Genomic DNA, 15,779 nt, shown 5'->3' with positions numbered 1-15,779 from the left:
CAATGAAACATCACTACATTTTATTAATAAAGGTGTAAATGGCAGATCTGTGGCATAGATGGTTAGAAATCGTCGCTGTGCAGCGGGTTGGATTCAACAACACTTTCGAGGCCACGATGGTTCGCCAAATAGACGCATTTCGTGTTAAGCACGAGTTGGTTCAATATTCGCACAATAAGTTCAATTCAAATTAGGCCGTTGGTCTATCTTTAATGGGGCAATATACTGATTATCCACTAGGGAGCAGGATTATGTTTACAACGGTACTGGCGAAGCTGAATCAACTTTCCTCTGTGCAGTGGTCATTATTGTTAACGGTACTGATTTCACCTATCGCCTATCAGCTGTTAGTTCAACAATGGTGGGGCTGGATTACTTTATTAGTGCTGTATCACCTTATTATTGTGATACTGATTCATTCGATGAACGGCTTATTGAGTAAATTAAGCAGCACGGCTAAGTATCTCTCTGAAGGTGATCTCACTGTGCGCATTAGCGGGCAAGCGCCAGTCAATGATCCTTTACTCAAGACCTTTAATCGCATCGGCGAAGACATTTCGCGCACCGTCCACGCATTAAGAAAATCGACGGCGCGACTGGTCGAAGTCGCTGACACTGTGCAAGAAGACTCCGCGTTATCAAAAAAAGGCGCGATCGGACAAAAACGCGATGTTGATACTGCCAAAGAGATCATTAGCCAACTGTCTGACATCACTAAGAATGTCTCAGACTACTGTGAGTCAACCGCGACCTTAGCCAATCAAGCCAAAGCCAAAGCCGATCAAGGCACTCAAGATATGCGTGCGCTTGAACAGGCCCTAGATACCGCCAATCAACATATTGATAATTCCAATCAACACTTCCAATCTCTGATGGAAGAGACCGCGCAAATTAGCCAAGTGATGGAGACCATTAGTAGCATTGCTGAACAAACCAACCTGTTGGCTCTAAACGCTGCGATCGAAAGTGCTCGAGCAGGTGAGCAAGGACGAGGCTTTGCCGTGGTCGCTGATGAGGTTCGCTCTTTAGCCATGCGAACTCAGCAAGCCACCGAAGAGATACGCGGTAAAATATCCAACCTACAAGCCAAGACTGATGATGTCATGAATACCATGCAAGAAAATAAATCGAGCATGACCAAATCATTAGAGATAGCCTCTACCGCTGAACATACCTTTGCAGAGCTCGACCTTCAAATCGATCAAGTACGCCAATATGGTCAGCAGATCGCCACTTCATCGGAACAACAATTGGGTCAAACATTGAGCTTAGATGAATGCTTGCAGTTGATTGCGAGCGAATCCGAGAACAACGTCCGTGCCACTCAAGAAACGTTGATTGCCAGCATTACCGTGCGCAACTTATCAGGTGAGATAGATTCATTACTGCACCGCTTTGCCACAGACAGCAAGCAAATAGAAGCAGAGGAAGCCAAACGAGACAAACTGATGGAGTGGAACAGCCAACTGGATATTGGTCTGGATGAGATCAATCGCCAACATCAAACCTTGGTGCATCTCATCAACGAGTTGTACCACTTACTCAACCACAACTATGGCTTAGCTTCGATTAAGCGAGTCGTACAAGGTTTAATTGACTATACAGCCAACCACTTTAAATACGAAGAGATCTTGTTCGAGCAAATTGACTATAAACAAACTCAACAACACATCGATAAGCATCATAGTCTCGTCAAGCAAGTACTGGACTTTCAAGCTCGAGTAGAAAAAGGTGAAGAGATTGGCGACGAGCTGATGGCCTTTTTGAAAAACTGGCTTGTGCAGCACATCATGAAAGAAGATAAAGCTTACGTACAAAGCTTTAAAGATAACCAGTTAAACTAAGCCTTGCCATGAGATTTTTTTGTCATGTCAATAAAAAACTTGATTGGTCAAGACACATCGTTATTGCTTTAATCCGCTCCGAAAAATCCGTTGAATCTGTTCATAAGGAGGAGCAACCATGTTTGCAATCGATGATATTGTTGTCGCAACAAAAGGCGTTGATTTAGGTAAAATGGTCGTCACTGGCTTAAGCGGCGGCGGTAACTATGTCCACGTCAAAGTAGACGGTATGCAACTCACTTACCCTGCAAAAGATCTAAAGAAAGCTTAATTTGTCACTTGATTAAATTTGTCACTTGATTAAAAAGGTAGCGAGCGATCTCGCTACCTTTTTTGTTGGTTATCGTCTAATCGACAACGCGGCTTAATTTCAAGCTCGCCAGTAGTCCGATCGCTCCAAGTAAGAAATACACCACAAGGCTAATCAAACCAATATTACTAATCGCGATGAATGGGTTATCGGCCAGAAGCACGTCTAACGGCAACATAGTGACCTCGATAAGAAAGTCACCGACGACAGAGGTCCCTAGCAGACTATCTGAAAACAACTTGATCACATAAAAACCTATCAGCATAACCAAGAGTGGCGAATGAACCTTTTGTGAAATTGCCATCGCCAGCATCGCCACGGGCGCAAGGACTACACCAACTAACCACATTCTGCCTATAAATTCGACCCAATGCGTCAACACGTAGAGAATTGATTCACCAGTGAAAAACAGTGGGAATTTCTGCGCCATCATCACATTAACTAACCACATCAATAGATCCGCGCTGATCACGAGTATCGAGCAAATGACTGGGGTCACCAGCAAGCCAAACACCAGTTTAATCGAATGAGTTGTTAAGTCAGACACTGGCATACTGCGCCAAAACATCACGCTGCCCTCTTGGCGCTCTTTACGCAGTGTTTTGGGGAAATAAAGCGTGGTTAACATGATAGACAGCAACCCAGTAAAGCCAAACACCATTTGACTAAGCTGCTGGCCCAACTCAAAACCCGATCCCATTCCGTCAACATCGTAGGTTAACTCGTAGGTGACATTACTTTGAATGGTCGAATTCATTAGCACCGCGAGCAGCAGTAACACGCCACAAACCAGCAATCCCAAAGGGGCTCGGGTAATTATTTTGTGCTCTAACCACTCTTTTTCCAGCATAGACACATGGGCATTCATCATACTGCCTCCTTTTGCAGCGCTAAGAACAGATCCGCCAGTTTTACATTGTAAATTTTGTTGATGCCATCAAGCTGATCGATCTGGGCAGCATGTAACAGCCAACGTGTACTACCAAGCCCTCGCTCGCGAGACAGAGGCTTTAAAGCTTCAATCCCAGCATGATGATCATCACTGGTTTCTACTACCACATAGTCTTGCGCCAAGCTGTCCATGTCGGACTGTAACACAACCTGACCATGCTTCAGAATCAACACATCAGTTAACAGGTGTTCAATTTCCGACACCTCGTGGCTGGCAATGATCAAGGCACGCTCACCATCATGGAACCACTCAAGCAGATGGCGATAAAAGGTATCGCGATAGACCAAGTCAAGGCCGAGGGTCGGCTCATCAAGAATCAGAACCTTAGTATCGGTTGAAATCACTATGGCTAAATGGAGTTGAACTTTCATCCCTTTGGATAACGACTTAATTTTGCTATTCAGCCTGATATCGGTTTTCTCTAGCACAGACTTAGCTTTGTTGACGTCAAAGCTCGGGTGTACCCCAGAGGTATAACGCAACAACTGCTGAACGGTCATCCACTCGGGCAACACATTAACATCCGAAATATAAGCAAGATGCTGCATCACTTTCGCTCGCTGCGTCACTGGTTCGAGCCCAAGTACGCTGATCTCACCTTGATAGTGGTGGGCACCAAGCAAACTCTTGATTAAAGTCGACTTGCCAGCGCCGTTATGTCCGAGTAAGCCAAGCACTTGCCCCGCTTTCAATTCAAAACTGATGTCTTTTAGCGCTTCTCTTTGCTGTTTAGAGCCGCCAGAATACTGCTTAGAAACCTGCCTAACATCAATTAATACACTCATGATTCACCCTCAACGTGCTGCTTTAACTGCACAATAAATTCGTCTAATGGAATGTCCAGTTGTTGCAACTTCTTCGCTATCGATGGAATTTGTTGCTCAATAAACGCTTGCTTCTGTGTCGCTTTAAGTTGAGTTAATGCGCCCAGTGCAACGAACATCCCTTGGCCTCGTTTCTTTTCAACCAATCCTTCGTCGACCAGCAGTTGATAACCTTTCATCACGGTAAGATGATTAATTTTCATATCTGCCGCGACCGATCGAACTGACGGTAACGCCTGACCTTCTTGCCACACACCTTGCAAAATTTGCTCGATGATCCTGTCAGCAAGTTGACGAAATATAGGCTGTGTTTCGTTCCAATCTGTCATGGTCGATACCCTATTGATTTCGAGTTGGTGTTATATATAGGTATAACACTATAGCAATTAAAGACAAATGCAACCCTAAACACATCTTTTCAGATCTGAGCCCATTTGTTGATTCAGATTAATAAAGGCTTAACTTCCACTACATTGATAAGCAGAAGCGCATAAGATACCTGCCTATTTTTTTGTTCAAGTAAGAGATGAGTAGTGACACGCGATCAGTTTGAGTTGTTAGCACCAGGTGGTGATCTAGAGTCGATTAAAGCCGCCATTGCCGCAGGGGCAGACGCCATTTACTGTGGTTTGGATCGTTTTAATGCGCGTAATCGGGCCACCAACCTCACCCTAGACAACTTAAACGGTGTGATCAACTTAGCCCACCAGCACCAATGTAAGATCTTCATTACGCTTAACGTGCTGATTCTCGAGAGTGAAATTCCAGCCATTGTTCGTTTGCTTAATCAACTCAATACCACTCAAATTGATGGTGTGATTGTGCAAGATCTTGGCTTGGCTTATATCCTTAAACATCACTTTCCCAATCTAGATGTGCACGCTTCTACTCAACTCAATACGCATAATGAAGGCCAGATTGAATTTTTAAATCAACTGACCGCCAGTCGGGTAAACTTGTCTCGAGAGCTAAATATCAATGAGATCAAACCGTTGGCTGAGTTTGGTCGCCAACACAATGTCATGATGGAAGTGTTTGTTCACGGCTCTTACTGTATTGGCTTCTCAGGTATCTGTTACATCAGTTCGGCGCGCAATGGGGCGTCTGGCAATCGCGGTCGTTGTAGCCAACCTTGTCGAGATCAATATCAAACCACCCAAACGGGCAGCAACTACCCACTCAACCTGAAAGATAACTCTGCGTTTAGTGATTTAGCCGCCCTTGCCGATGCGGGAGTTTACTCACTCAAAGTGGAAGGAAGAATCAAGAAATCACACTACGTTTTTACTGTGGTCGACAAGTGGCGTGAACAAATCGACCGCTTGTGTCAGGGGGTGAAACTTTGCCATGATACCCGCGCACTGTACACGGTATTCAACCGCGATTTCTCTAACGCTTTTCTTCACGGCAACATTGGCCGAGACATGTACATTGATAACCCCAGAGATCATGCAGTCAACCACTTTACCCATATTGAAAAGTGCCAAAGTGTTGAAGATGTGCAGCGAGTCAAAAAGAAACTCTACGATGATAAAACCACCATCATCCAGAACGTGGCGCAGAAAACCGCGTCTTTTGACATCACATCCGATCCCGCTGCCAATCGGCGCTTAAAAGGGGCAACCTGCATGCCCATTTTGGCCACATTACCGCAAGCGGAATCGGTAATCACACCACCAAAACTGTCGGTGCTTATTGCTAGCAAAACAGATGTGACACTATGCCGACACAATGACATTGAGCTCTACTACCAACTGCCGATGGGCTTGGCAGCCGAGCTGAGTGCGATGATTGAGCTGTTCCAAACACACCCCCATCTGAAACCTTACTTTCCAGCCATCTTAATAGGTGATGACTTCCAAGCTGCACGAGAATTGTTAGTCGCCATCAGGCCAGCACTTTTAATAACCAATAATTCAGGGGTCGGCATGTTGGCCCAACAGCTAGGATTAAACTGGATAGCAGGGCCGCAGATGAATACCACCAACTCATACGTGCTCAAATGTTTGCAACAAGAGTTTGCCGCCAGTGGTGCCTTCATTTCAAACGAACTGAATATGAAGCAGATGCGTCATATTAAACGGCCAACCGGCATGCGCAGTTATTACAGCATTTATCACCCCAACACCTTACTAACTAGCCGCCAATGCCTGTTTCAAACGACGGCAGGGTGTCGCAAACTCAAAGTTAATAAAGGCTGCTTAAAGCGCTGCGAGAAACACACTTCAATCATCAACTTAAAAGACGCTTCTTACGTGATACAAAAACACAAAGGCAGCCACAACTCGCTCTACGCTAAGCAACATGTTCTAAACTTAGCGTTGCTGCGCGACTTACCACAACAGTTTACCGATGTGTTGATTGACCTACGTGATATCCAAACAGAAACCAAACTGTCAGTCAGCAAAGTGATGTTAATTGAGACATTTCTCGGCTTTCTCTCGCAAGCTCATGTCGACACCGATTTAGATCAGGTCATTTGTCCAACCGAAAATGCTCAGTATCACAAAGGGCTGTAAACGCCAATTAGAAGTCAGCCAGTACTTGAATGCCAGCCAAGCTATGACTACAATGACGCACTTTTTTTAATGACTTCAAGGTCTCAAAATATGAACGATACGACTAAACCAGCGCTTCCAGACCGCCTAGCGGGTAACCCTCGCAGCCCTTTCTTTGTTAAAGAGTGCTTCGATCACCAGATCGGTATTCGTATTAACGGTAAAGAGCGCACTGACGTTGAAGAGTATTGTATTAGCGAAGGTTGGGTTAAAATTGCCTCGCCAAAAGCAAAAGATCGCTACGGCAACCCAATGCTGATCCAACTTAAAGGAACAGTAGAAGCGTACTACGTCTAAGTCGACAGCTTCTTGCCCTCAAGACGATAAAAAGCCTGCCACGACGCAGGCTTTTTTAGTTAAAAGGCAACACAACCGCAGTGCCAAATAGCGCGGTTGTGGGCTGAAAGCGAGTTCAATAATCGACTCAACGAGCGTGTTTACGCTGGCTGACTGACGACAAATAAAGCCACCAGCGCAAGACTACCGCCAAAACCACGGTTCACCCAGGCCATTTTATGCGGCGCTTGCACCAACCGATTGAGTATAGTGCCAAAATAAGCCCAAGCGAGCATACCAAGCACCCCCGTCACAACCATCACGCTAATAATAACCACCACCTGCATTAGGTAATCGTCGGTCGGTGAAACAAACTGAGAAAATACCGTGAGCGAAGCCACCCAACCTTTAGGGTTGAGGATCTGCACCAGCACCCCGGAGGTAAAGCCTGATTTTTTTACCACCTTGTTGCCATCGAGTTCCATGTTAGCGATACCCCAAGCCATATAAAGCAAGTACGCAGCACCCAACCACTTTAATAGGGTATAGACGTCGGGATAAAGGTTAAACAGTCCGACTAAACCCACGCTGGCTCCAACCAAAATAGCGATAACCCCAGCCGCATTACCCAATACAAATGGCAATGTCGCGCTAAAGCCGTAACGGCTGGACAGCCCGATCAGCGCAATGTTGCCTGCCCCAGGCGTCATTGAAATGGATATCGAAAACAGCAGAAACGCTGTCATCAGTTGAGCACTCATTGGCTCCCTCTTAAGGTTATGATTTAAATTTCACAACAGTCTACTTAACTAGGCAGGAATAAAGTTGCTATCTACGTTATGATTTAGCCATCAATGAGCAAGATATTTCTAAAGCTAGTATGAAAAAGAAAGAATCCACCAAATTTATTCTAGATAACACCGACCTCTCCATTCTCAGCCATATTCAACGCGATGGCCGCATGAGTAACAGCAAGCTCGCCGAAACGGTCAACTTAAGTGAAACGCCGTGCTGGCGACGCTGGAAACGCATGGAAGATGAAGGTTACATCGAAGGTTATGCCGCGCGGCTCAATCGTAAGAAACTTGGCTTTCAAGTCTCGGGATTTACTCTTGTCACCTTGGGTAGCCATGAGGTAGAAAATACCGAGCCGTTTGAGGACTTTGTCGCAGAGAACAATTGGATTCTTATGTGTCACTGCATCGCAGGCGGCGCTGACTATATTGTGCAGGTCGTAGCGCAGGATTTAGACGAATACTTTGAACGCATCAGCTCGATGCGCCGCGTGAAAGGCGTCAGTGCGATTCAGTCCAATATATCAGTTAAAGAGATCAAAAGTACCTTTCAACTGCCGATTGGTTAAAAAGGCTGCAAACGCAGCCTTGTAGGTTTCTAGGTTTCTAGGTTTAATGCCACGCCTTAGTGGCCTTGCCCTTGCAACGTTTCAAAAACCGCTTCGGCATCAACGATACCACCAGTGATCGATAAGTCACTAAACGGCACTAAATCAGCTGGGCTCGATGGCTTGTTGACCAAAAGCTGTGGGTACGTACGAGCTTTGTTCATTAACAACGCTTTAAGCTCGGTAGCCGACAAGTCTGGATAGCGTGACAAAATCAGTGCGGCGACACCTGAAACAACGGGGGCGGCCATGCTAGTGCCACTTTTCGCGCCATAGGTATCACCTGGCGTGGTCGACAAGATCCGGTAGCCCGGAGCAAACAAGTCAACCGAGTCTTTACCAAAGTTACTAAAGCTTGCCACTAGCTGGTTATCGGCATATTTCGCCGATGCGCCAACATCCAGCCACGTTGAGATTGGCTTAGAGCGATAGTGAACTGAGTAGCGGTTTGGAAAGCTTGGTTTGATATCGTTATCATTGCGGCTGTTACCAGCAGAATGGACAATCAGCACGCCTTTACGCGCCGCATAGCGAAACGCGTGATCTACGATGTATTTGCGCGGAGAGTAGCTCTTGCCAAAGCTCATATTGATGATTTTAGCGCCATTATCAACCGCATAGCGCACTGCATTGGCAATGTCTTTATCGCGCTCATCACCATTTGGCACCACACGCACAGCCATGATTTGTGCGTAGTCAGCCACCCCATCAATACCGACGCCATTACCACGCTCGGCGGCAATGATGCCCGCGACGTGCGTTCCGTGAGAACCGACTGGACCCTTCACATCGTTGTTACCATAGCCTTTTTCCCAAGGATTGTTGATGTCGTCAAACACGATGTCAGCACGAGGATCAAAATCGAGATTATAGTGATAATCCAAAGCGTCTTGATAACGGCTGCGGCGCGACTCTAGGTAGTCAAATGAATACCAGTTATCGAAAACCGCTAACAAGTTTTGCGTCGCACTGACCACATCAGGATTTGCATTGGACAGCAAGATTTGCAGACCAGCCACGGTGAAATCATCATGCTCAACCAAGTCGAGTATTTGCTGCTGGTATTGATTGGCCTGCTCAGTCGCAAGTTGAACTTGATCAAGCGCATTTTGGTTGTATTCGACCGACTCAAGGTAGTCTTTTTCCACCTCTTGGTAGTAGATACGTTTTTTCGGTGGAATCCAGTGACCATTTTGTTGCAGATCCACATACTTTTTGTATTCGCGGGTGACTTCAAGTGTGTCATGGTCAACGTTGATGCCGAGTGAGTTACCAAGGAAGTTCCAGCCGTGAACATCATCTACATAGCCGTTGCCATCATCATCAATGCCGTTGTTGGGAATTTCGTCTTGGTTAGTCCATAGTTTGTTCTTTAAATCTTGATGTTCAACATCAACACCTGAATCTAACACAGCCACAATCACTGGCTGTGGCATAAGCGGTGGCAACAGGTAGTCGTACACATAGTCTGCACCGACACCTTGGACACTTGAATCATTAGCCGAGAAATTAAACCAGTCTCCACGATTGTCAGCGCTGTCGCTCATCATACGCATCGTGAACATACCGAGTGCGGGCGCTTGCGGCGTGTAGTCTTCAACGATGGTCCCTTTGACATTGGTAATGACGGGCGAGTTGACGGGAGCTGGGTTGCCACTGACGTTGGCAGACACTGACGCAGAAGCCAAAATAGCTAACGTGACAGCAGAAAGTTTATATCCATTGTTCATTATTGTTACATCCTATTTATTTGTGCTTAAAAAGCGCACAAAAGATAAATTGCAACACATTGAATAGCATTCATGAAATCAATTTATTTATAGCAAGATCTCACTGAGGACGGTTTTTTTTCGCTAAAGTTTGAGACACATTCTATTAACAAACCTATTGATAATTAATACCAACCGACATACTGAAAGTTATTTGTAATCAATAGATTAGACAATAAACATTGGACTTTACTTTGCACGTTATAATCACACTATGTGCAAAAAAAGCGGCTAACCGAACAGGTCAGCCGCTTGGCTTGATATGAATCGAAAACTAACGCCACACGCCCCACTCGCCCGTGGTTCCCGGCTCTTCGCCTGTGGTCCACCATTGCGCCGTCCACTCACGGCCGTTGTGGGTGACGACATCGCCTGCGTTGTACACCGCCTCTTTACGCCATAAGTTATCTGGTTCGGTTGGTGGTGGTGTGTCAGCCTTGATCAACGACAATGCATAGCTAAACGAATCATTGGGTGCTAACACCTGATTGGCATAGATGTTGTTGCTATCAAACATATAGTGCTTCATTTCTTGATGCCAAATCCCCACATACCAATCACCGTTTTGTTGCGAGTTAAATTGATCGGCCATCTCCGCCGCCCACGTCGTCGTGTTATTCGTACTGATCGCTAAAGAGAGATCGACTATTTCAGCGCCGCTTGCGTCAAAGGTTCGAAAACGAATCGTATCGCCCGCCTCTACCGGACCAAAACCTTGGGGGACAAAATAGCCCAGTGCGGTCAGATTGTTCGCCGGATCGCTTGGGTCTGTTGGGTCAGTCGGAGGGGTGCCACTCCCACGTAAAGTGATATCACTGCAGTTATAAAATCCTTCTCCCGCAGCATCCACACGCTGCCAGCGCGTATACAAAATGGCGTCACCAGAACGCCCTGCAGGGAAAGTCACCTTGGTGCGATAACGTTTCTGCTCATCAATTGCAATGTTGCCCGCGCTATCAATTAATTCAAGGTCATTCCATGTGAGCGGCTGACTTGAGTCGTAATTTGCCTTAGTCAGGTAAAATTGCCAATAAGAAGGGTTATGTGGCGCTTTGCCATAGAAAACGAAATCTATTTGATTGTTCTCATCTAACGCGACATCGGTGCGTTGCCAGTGAGAAGAAACAACATTAAGCCCAGCTTTAGCTGAATCGCCCGCCGAGCATAGCTCACCATCTCGAACTATCGCTTGCACGTGTGCCATATCGCGGTAGTTCGCCACATTGGCTGACACTTCGCTGCGTTGCACAAACGGATAAGCACCGGATTGATCAAACGCTGCCTGACACGCTGGATTAGGAATCTCATTGGTCCAGAAACCACCATCTTGGTAACAGATGTTTTGCCGTGCGTTAGGAAATTCGACCCAACCATGGGCACTGACGTGAAACGTACTAAGCCCCGCTAAAGTGCTGAGCCCAAGTAGTGATAAAGAGGTATATATTTTCATGTTTTATCCTTATATTTAGCCAACTCGCCAACCAACAATTATTTGGTTTGCCACTCAAAGCTAGCAGGATAAACGCGTTTTATGCGCCCTATATGCCAGATGAATTGTTAGATCTTTGCCTGCTTTCCAACATTTTTGTCGAAAACCGCTGCCACACGCACACTCTTTCGAGTCACTTCAAATTCTGTTTGCGACTGCATCGCCGTTGACTCAGACCCAAAGCTGCTGACGTAGAACATTGTTTACGACTTATGAGTTGGTGAATACTCATCTAGATTCCTAATCATCGCCGAAGCATGGCATAATTCAGGCTCCAGTTAAGCCACCATTTGAAGGATCCAAATGACCGCGACCGAATATTTAAACGATCTCAATCAACGTTATCTCACCATCCACCGCAGCAAAGAAGACTTCTTTTGGCAGACCTATATGGGCATCAGTGATGACCACGAAGGCTCAACTCAAGCGCAAACGGCATGGACCCATTTTCTAAGTGACGCCACGCAAATTAGCGCAATTAAACAGCAACTTGAAGCCGCAGAGCACATCACCGATCACGAGCAAAGGCACAGCACTCAAACGGGCCTAAAAGGCTGGTTAGCGACGTTTCAAGCGCATGCTATCGAAGGTGAACAAGCGCAGCAGCTGAAAAACGAATTGATCGCTTTTGAAACCGATCTGTTTGAGAAGAAGCAAAAACACGTCTTAACCTTCAGCAATGAACATGGCGATGTGACCGAAGGCTCTCTGCCAGTACTGGCGTCAACGATTCGTACCAATAACCATGAAAGCGTTCGTCGATCTGCTCACCAAGCTCTGCTCGATCTTGAGCAATGGTTATTGCATAACGGATTGATTGAACTGGTTAAACTACGTAACCAGTTTGCTCGCTCATTGGGCTACAGCAATTTCTTTGAGTACTCGGTTGTTAAAACAGAAAAAATGACATCGAAACAGCTGTTTAGCATTTTGGATGATTTTGAGCAGCGCACCCGCGAAACCAATCTCACCAGTTTGGGAAAGCTCGCCCAAGAGAAAGGGTTGGATGCACTCAAAGGGCACAATTTTGTCTACTCCTACTCTGGCGATGTGATGCGAGAGCTTGACCCTTACGTGCCGTTCTCAAAATCTTTGCGTCGCTGGGTAGAGTCGTTTGGTCGTTTAAATATTGATTATTCTGGCGCCGAACTGACGCTGGATCTACTCGACAGAAAAGGCAAATACCCAAATGGCTTCTGTCACGGGCCGATTCCGTCATTTTACAATCAAAATGAGTGGGTGGCCGCTAAGGTCAACTTCACCAGCAATGCCAAGCCCGATCAAGTGGGCAGTGGTTATGATGGTATCAATACTCTATTCCATGAAGGTGGGCACGCCGCGCACTTTGCCAACGTAAAAATGAATGCGCCGTGCTTCTCGCAAGAGTTTGCGCCAACCTCGATGGCCTACGCCGAAACCCAGTCGATGTTCTGCGATAGCTTGTTAAACGACGCCGACTGGCTCAAACAATACGCGTTAGATGCCAAAGGTAATCCGGTACCAGACGAGATCATCCAAGCGATGATCAACAGTAATCAGCCTTTTAAAGCCTATCAAGAGCGCAGTATCTTGGTTGTGCCTTACTTTGAATCCGCGCTGTACCAGATGAGTGATGGCGACCTTACCCCTGAGAAAATTACCGCGCTCGCCCGCGACTGTGAAAAACGGATTTTAGGCCTAGAGTGTAGCCCACGCCCACTGATGGCTATTCCTCATTTACTGTCTGATGAGGCGTCTTGTGCTTATCACGGTTACTTGCTTGCGCACATGGCGGTCTACCAAACTCGCGCCTATTTCTTAGATAAGTTTGGCTACCTGACTGACAACCCAGAAATTGGCCCTTTGCTGGCAAAACATTACTGGCATGCGGGTAACCAACGCTCACATAACGACACCATCGTTAGTCTGACGGGTGAAGGTTTTAACGCCAAGTACCTTGCTGATGAATGTAACTTATCACCACAGCAAGCCTGGTTGCAGCAGCAACAGAAAATCGATCAGTTAGCCACACGTCAAAGAGCCGAGCCAGCCCCTTTGAATGCCACGATTAAAGTAGTCGATGGCAACAACGAACTGGCCAGCAACACCCGTTCAGATCAACAAATGTGTCAGCAGTTTGAACGCTACATCTATCAAAATTACGGCTGCTAAGTCACTTAACGAGAAACGGTCGCAATTGGCGACCGTTTTTGTACCCAAAATGTTGTTCAGCGAGATCTCAAGAACTTAAATGATGAGTTTGGAGATTACAATGATACCAATTGTTACTTGTTCCAAACGGCAGCAATATTGAACCAGCTTTACTATCTTGTATCGCTTTCTTTATAAGCCAACACTTTACATAGTAAACTGGCGAGCTGTTGTTGCTCTTTTTTAGTCAATACATTCAGCATATTATCCATGTTATCAATATGAGCGTTTAATGTAGTATCAACAAGCTCAACACCTTTTGAGGTCAAGATGACTTTGCAGCTGCGTCGGTCGCATTCGCTTGAAACACGCTCTACCACGCCTTTTTTTACCAACTGCTCCAAACGCGTACTGACGGCACCTGAAGAGAGCATTAGTGTCTTGTATAACTCTGTTGGTGTGATACCAGAAGGATCACTTCGACGCATCGTCGCCAAGATATCAAACTCGATACTACTCAATCCATGCTCTTTGAACACCTTATCCATCTTGCTCTTCCAGGCATTGCTCGTACGCCGTAGACGCCCAACGACACCCATCGAGGAACAGTCCAGATCGGGTCTGACGCTTTTCCATTGAGCCAGAATAGAATCAACGCTATCTGATGACATTTTTATCTCCGTTGTAAATATCTTTTCAAAAAGATACTTGATCATAATTCAAATACCAATTACTTTACAAAAAGTATCTTTCGTGAAAGATACTTTTATGGAAATTTATCGAGGCGTCAGATATGAACGGATTTCATCAGATAAAGATTATCGGTTTGACCAGTACTATCGGACCGATTTTTGTCCTAATGGCTATCGTTGTGGCGACTCCCTATGGAACTGATTTACCTAATAGGCCGAATGGCTTTGTTCTCACTCTTTAAAAAGGAATTAATATGAAGATTACAATTGTATCTGGTAGCCAACGTGCAAACTCACAAAGTCTATCCGTCGCACGCTATTTAGCATCACTTGCTTCAGAGCACTTCGAGACGACGAATATTTTGGACTTGCATCAACTCAACCTACCATTTTGGAACGAAGGAGTTTGGCAGCAAAGCGAACAATGGCAGCAATGGACACCAATTTCCGAAATGCTTAAACAATCGGATGCGGTGATTTTTATCACCCCTGAGTGGCACGGAATGGCGACGCCTGCACTTAAGAATTTTTTGCTGCTAACAACAGATGAAGAACTTGCTCATAAGCCAGCGTTACTGGTGAGTGTGTCTGCTAGTGTTAATGGCGTTTACCCTATCAGTGAGCTACGCATGACAGGTAGTAAGAACAACCACGCATGTTTCTTACCGGATCATCTAATCTTTCGCAATATAGAAGAACTGCTAACGATTGACCACCAGTGTACTGATCAAAAAATGTACGAACGTAGTCAGTATACAATGGCGTTGCTTGCAAGTTATTCTCAAGCACTAGCTCCGGTACACCGTGAAATGGCCTCTACGGGGAAAGCATTTCGCTACGGTATGTAAAATAATCAATCGCACCTATAACTGCAAAGCCCGTCTGTTTTTCGAGCGGTTTAGGTGCCTCTATTATTGTTGGTTAACAAAGTTGTGAACTCGAGCTAATCAGTTACTGTGATTGGCGAGCACAGCACTGCCCCATTGTGTTATTCCCTTTCAAGGGGGGTTACTAAGGTGCATTGCCTCACTCTGTAAGACAAAGCTTCATTTCTAATAACCCGCCTTTAAAGCCAACTTTTTCATAAGCTTTAATCGCTGAGTCATTCTCTGAATACACATCAAGATAAAAATCGGATATACCCCTTCCCTTACTCCAATCAATTAATTTTCTTACTAGCTTAGAATTAATCCCTTGGCCTCGATAGTTTGGAGATACATACATAAAACCTAGATAACAATGTTGCTCATGCTTTAAAGAGGGCTTAGAGTCACGTATTTGAGCATAACCTGTGCCAACAATCTCGCTGTCTACCTCTACAACCAACAGATGCGATTTATAACATGAGATAAGCTTTTCTATATCGTAATAGTGCGCTGACTTATCTTTTAAAGAAGAGTTATATGGTCTTTCAGCGTCTATAACACATTGTTCTAAATATAGTAATCGCGAAATATCGTCTACGTTTGCTTCTCTAATAATCAAAATTAATCCTTCAATTGATGAATGGGGGCATTTAAGCACTTAATGGCC

15 protein-coding genes are annotated in these 15,779 nt (G+C 45.5%); 7 read left to right on the top strand and 8 right to left on the bottom strand.

What is annotated here, in order from left to right:
* Positions 1–251: 251 nt before the first annotated feature.
* Together ViNHUV68_RS15870 and ViNHUV68_RS15865 are read left to right on the top strand one after the other, a co-directional pair.
* Positions 252–1,844: a bacteriohemerythrin gene (locus ViNHUV68_RS15870; protein WP_038173434.1), complete on the top strand. Its 1,593-nt coding sequence runs from the start codon at positions 252–254 to the stop codon at positions 1,842–1,844.
* A 118-nt stretch (positions 1,845–1,962) separates the two neighbouring features.
* Positions 1,963–2,115: a hypothetical protein gene (locus ViNHUV68_RS15865; protein ID WP_169739001.1), complete on the top strand. Its 153-nt coding sequence runs from the start codon at positions 1,963–1,965 to the stop codon at positions 2,113–2,115.
* Between the two features lie 76 nt (positions 2,116–2,191).
* Here ViNHUV68_RS15865 and ViNHUV68_RS15860 read toward each other — a convergent pair whose 3' ends face one another.
* The 3 genes from ViNHUV68_RS15860 to ViNHUV68_RS15850 are packed head-to-tail and all read right to left on the bottom strand — an operon-like array spanning position 2,192 to position 4,259.
* A complete protein-coding gene (locus ViNHUV68_RS15860; protein ID WP_391091500.1) occupies positions 2,192–3,025 on the bottom strand; it encodes a hypothetical protein in 834 nt (277 codons plus the stop codon).
* Positions 3,022–3,891 carry an ATP-binding cassette domain-containing protein gene (locus ViNHUV68_RS15855; protein WP_391091498.1) on the bottom strand — a complete coding sequence of 290 codons (870 nt, stop codon included), beginning with the start codon at positions 3,889–3,891 and terminating at the stop codon, positions 3,022–3,024. Before ViNHUV68_RS15855 ends, ViNHUV68_RS15860 begins: the two co-directional genes overlap by 4 nt.
* Entirely contained in the window at positions 3,888–4,259 is a 372-nt protein-coding gene (locus ViNHUV68_RS15850) for a GntR family transcriptional regulator (protein WP_038173432.1), read from the bottom strand. Before ViNHUV68_RS15850 ends, ViNHUV68_RS15855 begins: the two co-directional genes overlap by 4 nt.
* Positions 4,260–4,463: 204 nt before the next feature.
* Between ViNHUV68_RS15850 and ViNHUV68_RS15845 the strand changes: the two genes are divergently transcribed.
* Both ViNHUV68_RS15845 and ViNHUV68_RS15840 read left to right on the top strand, forming a co-directional pair.
* Positions 4,464–6,449: a U32 family peptidase gene (locus tag ViNHUV68_RS15845; protein WP_391091496.1), complete on the top strand. Its 1,986-nt coding sequence runs from the start codon at positions 4,464–4,466 to the stop codon at positions 6,447–6,449.
* A 90-nt stretch (positions 6,450–6,539) separates the two neighbouring features.
* Positions 6,540–6,785 carry a DUF3297 family protein gene (locus ViNHUV68_RS15840; RefSeq protein WP_100751681.1) on the top strand — a complete coding sequence of 82 codons (246 nt, stop codon included), beginning with the start codon at positions 6,540–6,542 and terminating at the stop codon, positions 6,783–6,785.
* A gap of 140 nt (positions 6,786–6,925) precedes the next feature.
* Here ViNHUV68_RS15840 and ViNHUV68_RS15835 read toward each other — a convergent pair whose 3' ends face one another.
* On the bottom strand, positions 6,926–7,525 hold the full coding sequence (locus ViNHUV68_RS15835) for a LysE family transporter (RefSeq protein WP_391091494.1): 600 nt from the start codon (positions 7,523–7,525) through the stop codon (positions 6,926–6,928).
* Positions 7,526–7,644: 119 nt separating this feature from the next.
* On the opposite strand from ViNHUV68_RS15835, the gene ViNHUV68_RS15830 reads away from it, so the two are divergent.
* Positions 7,645–8,127, top strand: coding sequence for an Lrp/AsnC family transcriptional regulator (locus tag ViNHUV68_RS15830; protein WP_038173428.1), 483 nt, complete (start codon positions 7,645–7,647; stop codon positions 8,125–8,127).
* 56 nt (positions 8,128–8,183) lie between these two features.
* On the opposite strand, the gene ViNHUV68_RS15825 is transcribed toward ViNHUV68_RS15830, so the two are convergent.
* Together ViNHUV68_RS15825 and ViNHUV68_RS15820 are read right to left on the bottom strand one after the other, a co-directional pair.
* Positions 8,184–9,896, bottom strand: a complete 1,713-nt coding sequence (locus ViNHUV68_RS15825) for a S8 family peptidase (protein WP_038173427.1) — start codon at positions 9,894–9,896, stop codon at positions 8,184–8,186.
* 313 nt (positions 9,897–10,209) lie between these two features.
* On the bottom strand, positions 10,210–11,385 hold the full coding sequence (locus ViNHUV68_RS15820; protein WP_391091491.1) for a lytic polysaccharide monooxygenase: 1,176 nt from the start codon (positions 11,383–11,385) through the stop codon (positions 10,210–10,212).
* A 342-nt stretch (positions 11,386–11,727) separates the two neighbouring features.
* On the opposite strand from ViNHUV68_RS15820, the gene ViNHUV68_RS15815 reads away from it, so the two are divergent.
* A complete protein-coding gene (locus ViNHUV68_RS15815) occupies positions 11,728–13,575 on the top strand; it encodes a M3 family metallopeptidase (RefSeq protein WP_391091489.1) in 1,848 nt (615 codons plus the stop codon).
* A gap of 152 nt (positions 13,576–13,727) precedes the next feature.
* Here the strand turns inward: ViNHUV68_RS15815 and ViNHUV68_RS15810 are convergent, their stop codons facing one another.
* Positions 13,728–14,225 carry a MarR family transcriptional regulator gene (locus ViNHUV68_RS15810; protein ID WP_391091487.1) on the bottom strand — a complete coding sequence of 166 codons (498 nt, stop codon included), beginning with the start codon at positions 14,223–14,225 and terminating at the stop codon, positions 13,728–13,730.
* A 275-nt stretch (positions 14,226–14,500) separates the two neighbouring features.
* Between ViNHUV68_RS15810 and ViNHUV68_RS15805 the strand changes: the two genes are divergently transcribed.
* Positions 14,501–15,094, top strand: coding sequence for an NAD(P)H-dependent oxidoreductase (locus ViNHUV68_RS15805; RefSeq protein ID WP_391091485.1), 594 nt, complete (start codon positions 14,501–14,503; stop codon positions 15,092–15,094).
* Positions 15,095–15,272: 178 nt separating this feature from the next.
* Here ViNHUV68_RS15805 and ViNHUV68_RS15800 read toward each other — a convergent pair whose 3' ends face one another.
* Complete coding sequence (locus ViNHUV68_RS15800; protein ID WP_391091483.1) at positions 15,273–15,731, bottom strand: GNAT family N-acetyltransferase; 459 nt, start codon at positions 15,729–15,731, stop codon at positions 15,273–15,275.
* Positions 15,732–15,779: the final 48 nt, after the last annotated feature.

This window comes from Vibrio sp. NH-UV-68 (assembly GCF_042940635.1).
Taxonomy (GTDB): domain Bacteria; phylum Pseudomonadota; class Gammaproteobacteria; order Enterobacterales; family Vibrionaceae; genus Vibrio; species Vibrio pacinii.
The sequence above is the reverse complement of the archived record's forward strand: the minus strand, read 5'-3'. Positions and strand labels throughout refer to the sequence as shown.

What these genes read in the sequence shown, in the direction of transcription:
- ViNHUV68_RS15830 (WP_038173428.1), top strand. Translation starts at nt 7,645, where the DNA reads ATGAAAAAGAAAGAATCCACCAAATTTATTCTAGATAACACCGACCTC.
- ViNHUV68_RS15805 (WP_391091485.1), top strand. Translation starts at nt 14,501, where the DNA reads ATGAAGATTACAATTGTATCTGGTAGCCAACGTGCAAACTCACAAAGT.
- ViNHUV68_RS15860 (WP_391091500.1), bottom strand. Translation starts at nt 3,025, where the DNA reads ATGATGAATGCCCATGTGTCTATGCTGGAAAAAGAGTGGTTAGAGCAC.
- ViNHUV68_RS15850 (WP_038173432.1), bottom strand. Translation starts at nt 4,259, where the DNA reads ATGACAGATTGGAACGAAACACAGCCTATATTTCGTCAACTTGCTGAC.
- ViNHUV68_RS15840 (WP_100751681.1), top strand. Translation starts at nt 6,540, where the DNA reads ATGAACGATACGACTAAACCAGCGCTTCCAGACCGCCTAGCGGGTAAC.
- ViNHUV68_RS15820 (WP_391091491.1), bottom strand. Translation starts at nt 11,385, where the DNA reads ATGAAAATATATACCTCTTTATCACTACTTGGGCTCAGCACTTTAGCG.
- ViNHUV68_RS15870 (WP_038173434.1), top strand. Translation starts at nt 252, where the DNA reads ATGTTTACAACGGTACTGGCGAAGCTGAATCAACTTTCCTCTGTGCAG.
- ViNHUV68_RS15815 (WP_391091489.1), top strand. Translation starts at nt 11,728, where the DNA reads ATGACCGCGACCGAATATTTAAACGATCTCAATCAACGTTATCTCACC.
- ViNHUV68_RS15825 (WP_038173427.1), bottom strand. Translation starts at nt 9,896, where the DNA reads ATGAACAATGGATATAAACTTTCTGCTGTCACGTTAGCTATTTTGGCT.
- ViNHUV68_RS15810 (WP_391091487.1), bottom strand. Translation starts at nt 14,225, where the DNA reads ATGTCATCAGATAGCGTTGATTCTATTCTGGCTCAATGGAAAAGCGTC.
- ViNHUV68_RS15835 (WP_391091494.1), bottom strand. Translation starts at nt 7,525, where the DNA reads ATGAGTGCTCAACTGATGACAGCGTTTCTGCTGTTTTCGATATCCATT.
- ViNHUV68_RS15855 (WP_391091498.1), bottom strand. Translation starts at nt 3,891, where the DNA reads ATGAGTGTATTAATTGATGTTAGGCAGGTTTCTAAGCAGTATTCTGGC.
- ViNHUV68_RS15865 (WP_169739001.1), top strand. Translation starts at nt 1,963, where the DNA reads ATGTTTGCAATCGATGATATTGTTGTCGCAACAAAAGGCGTTGATTTA.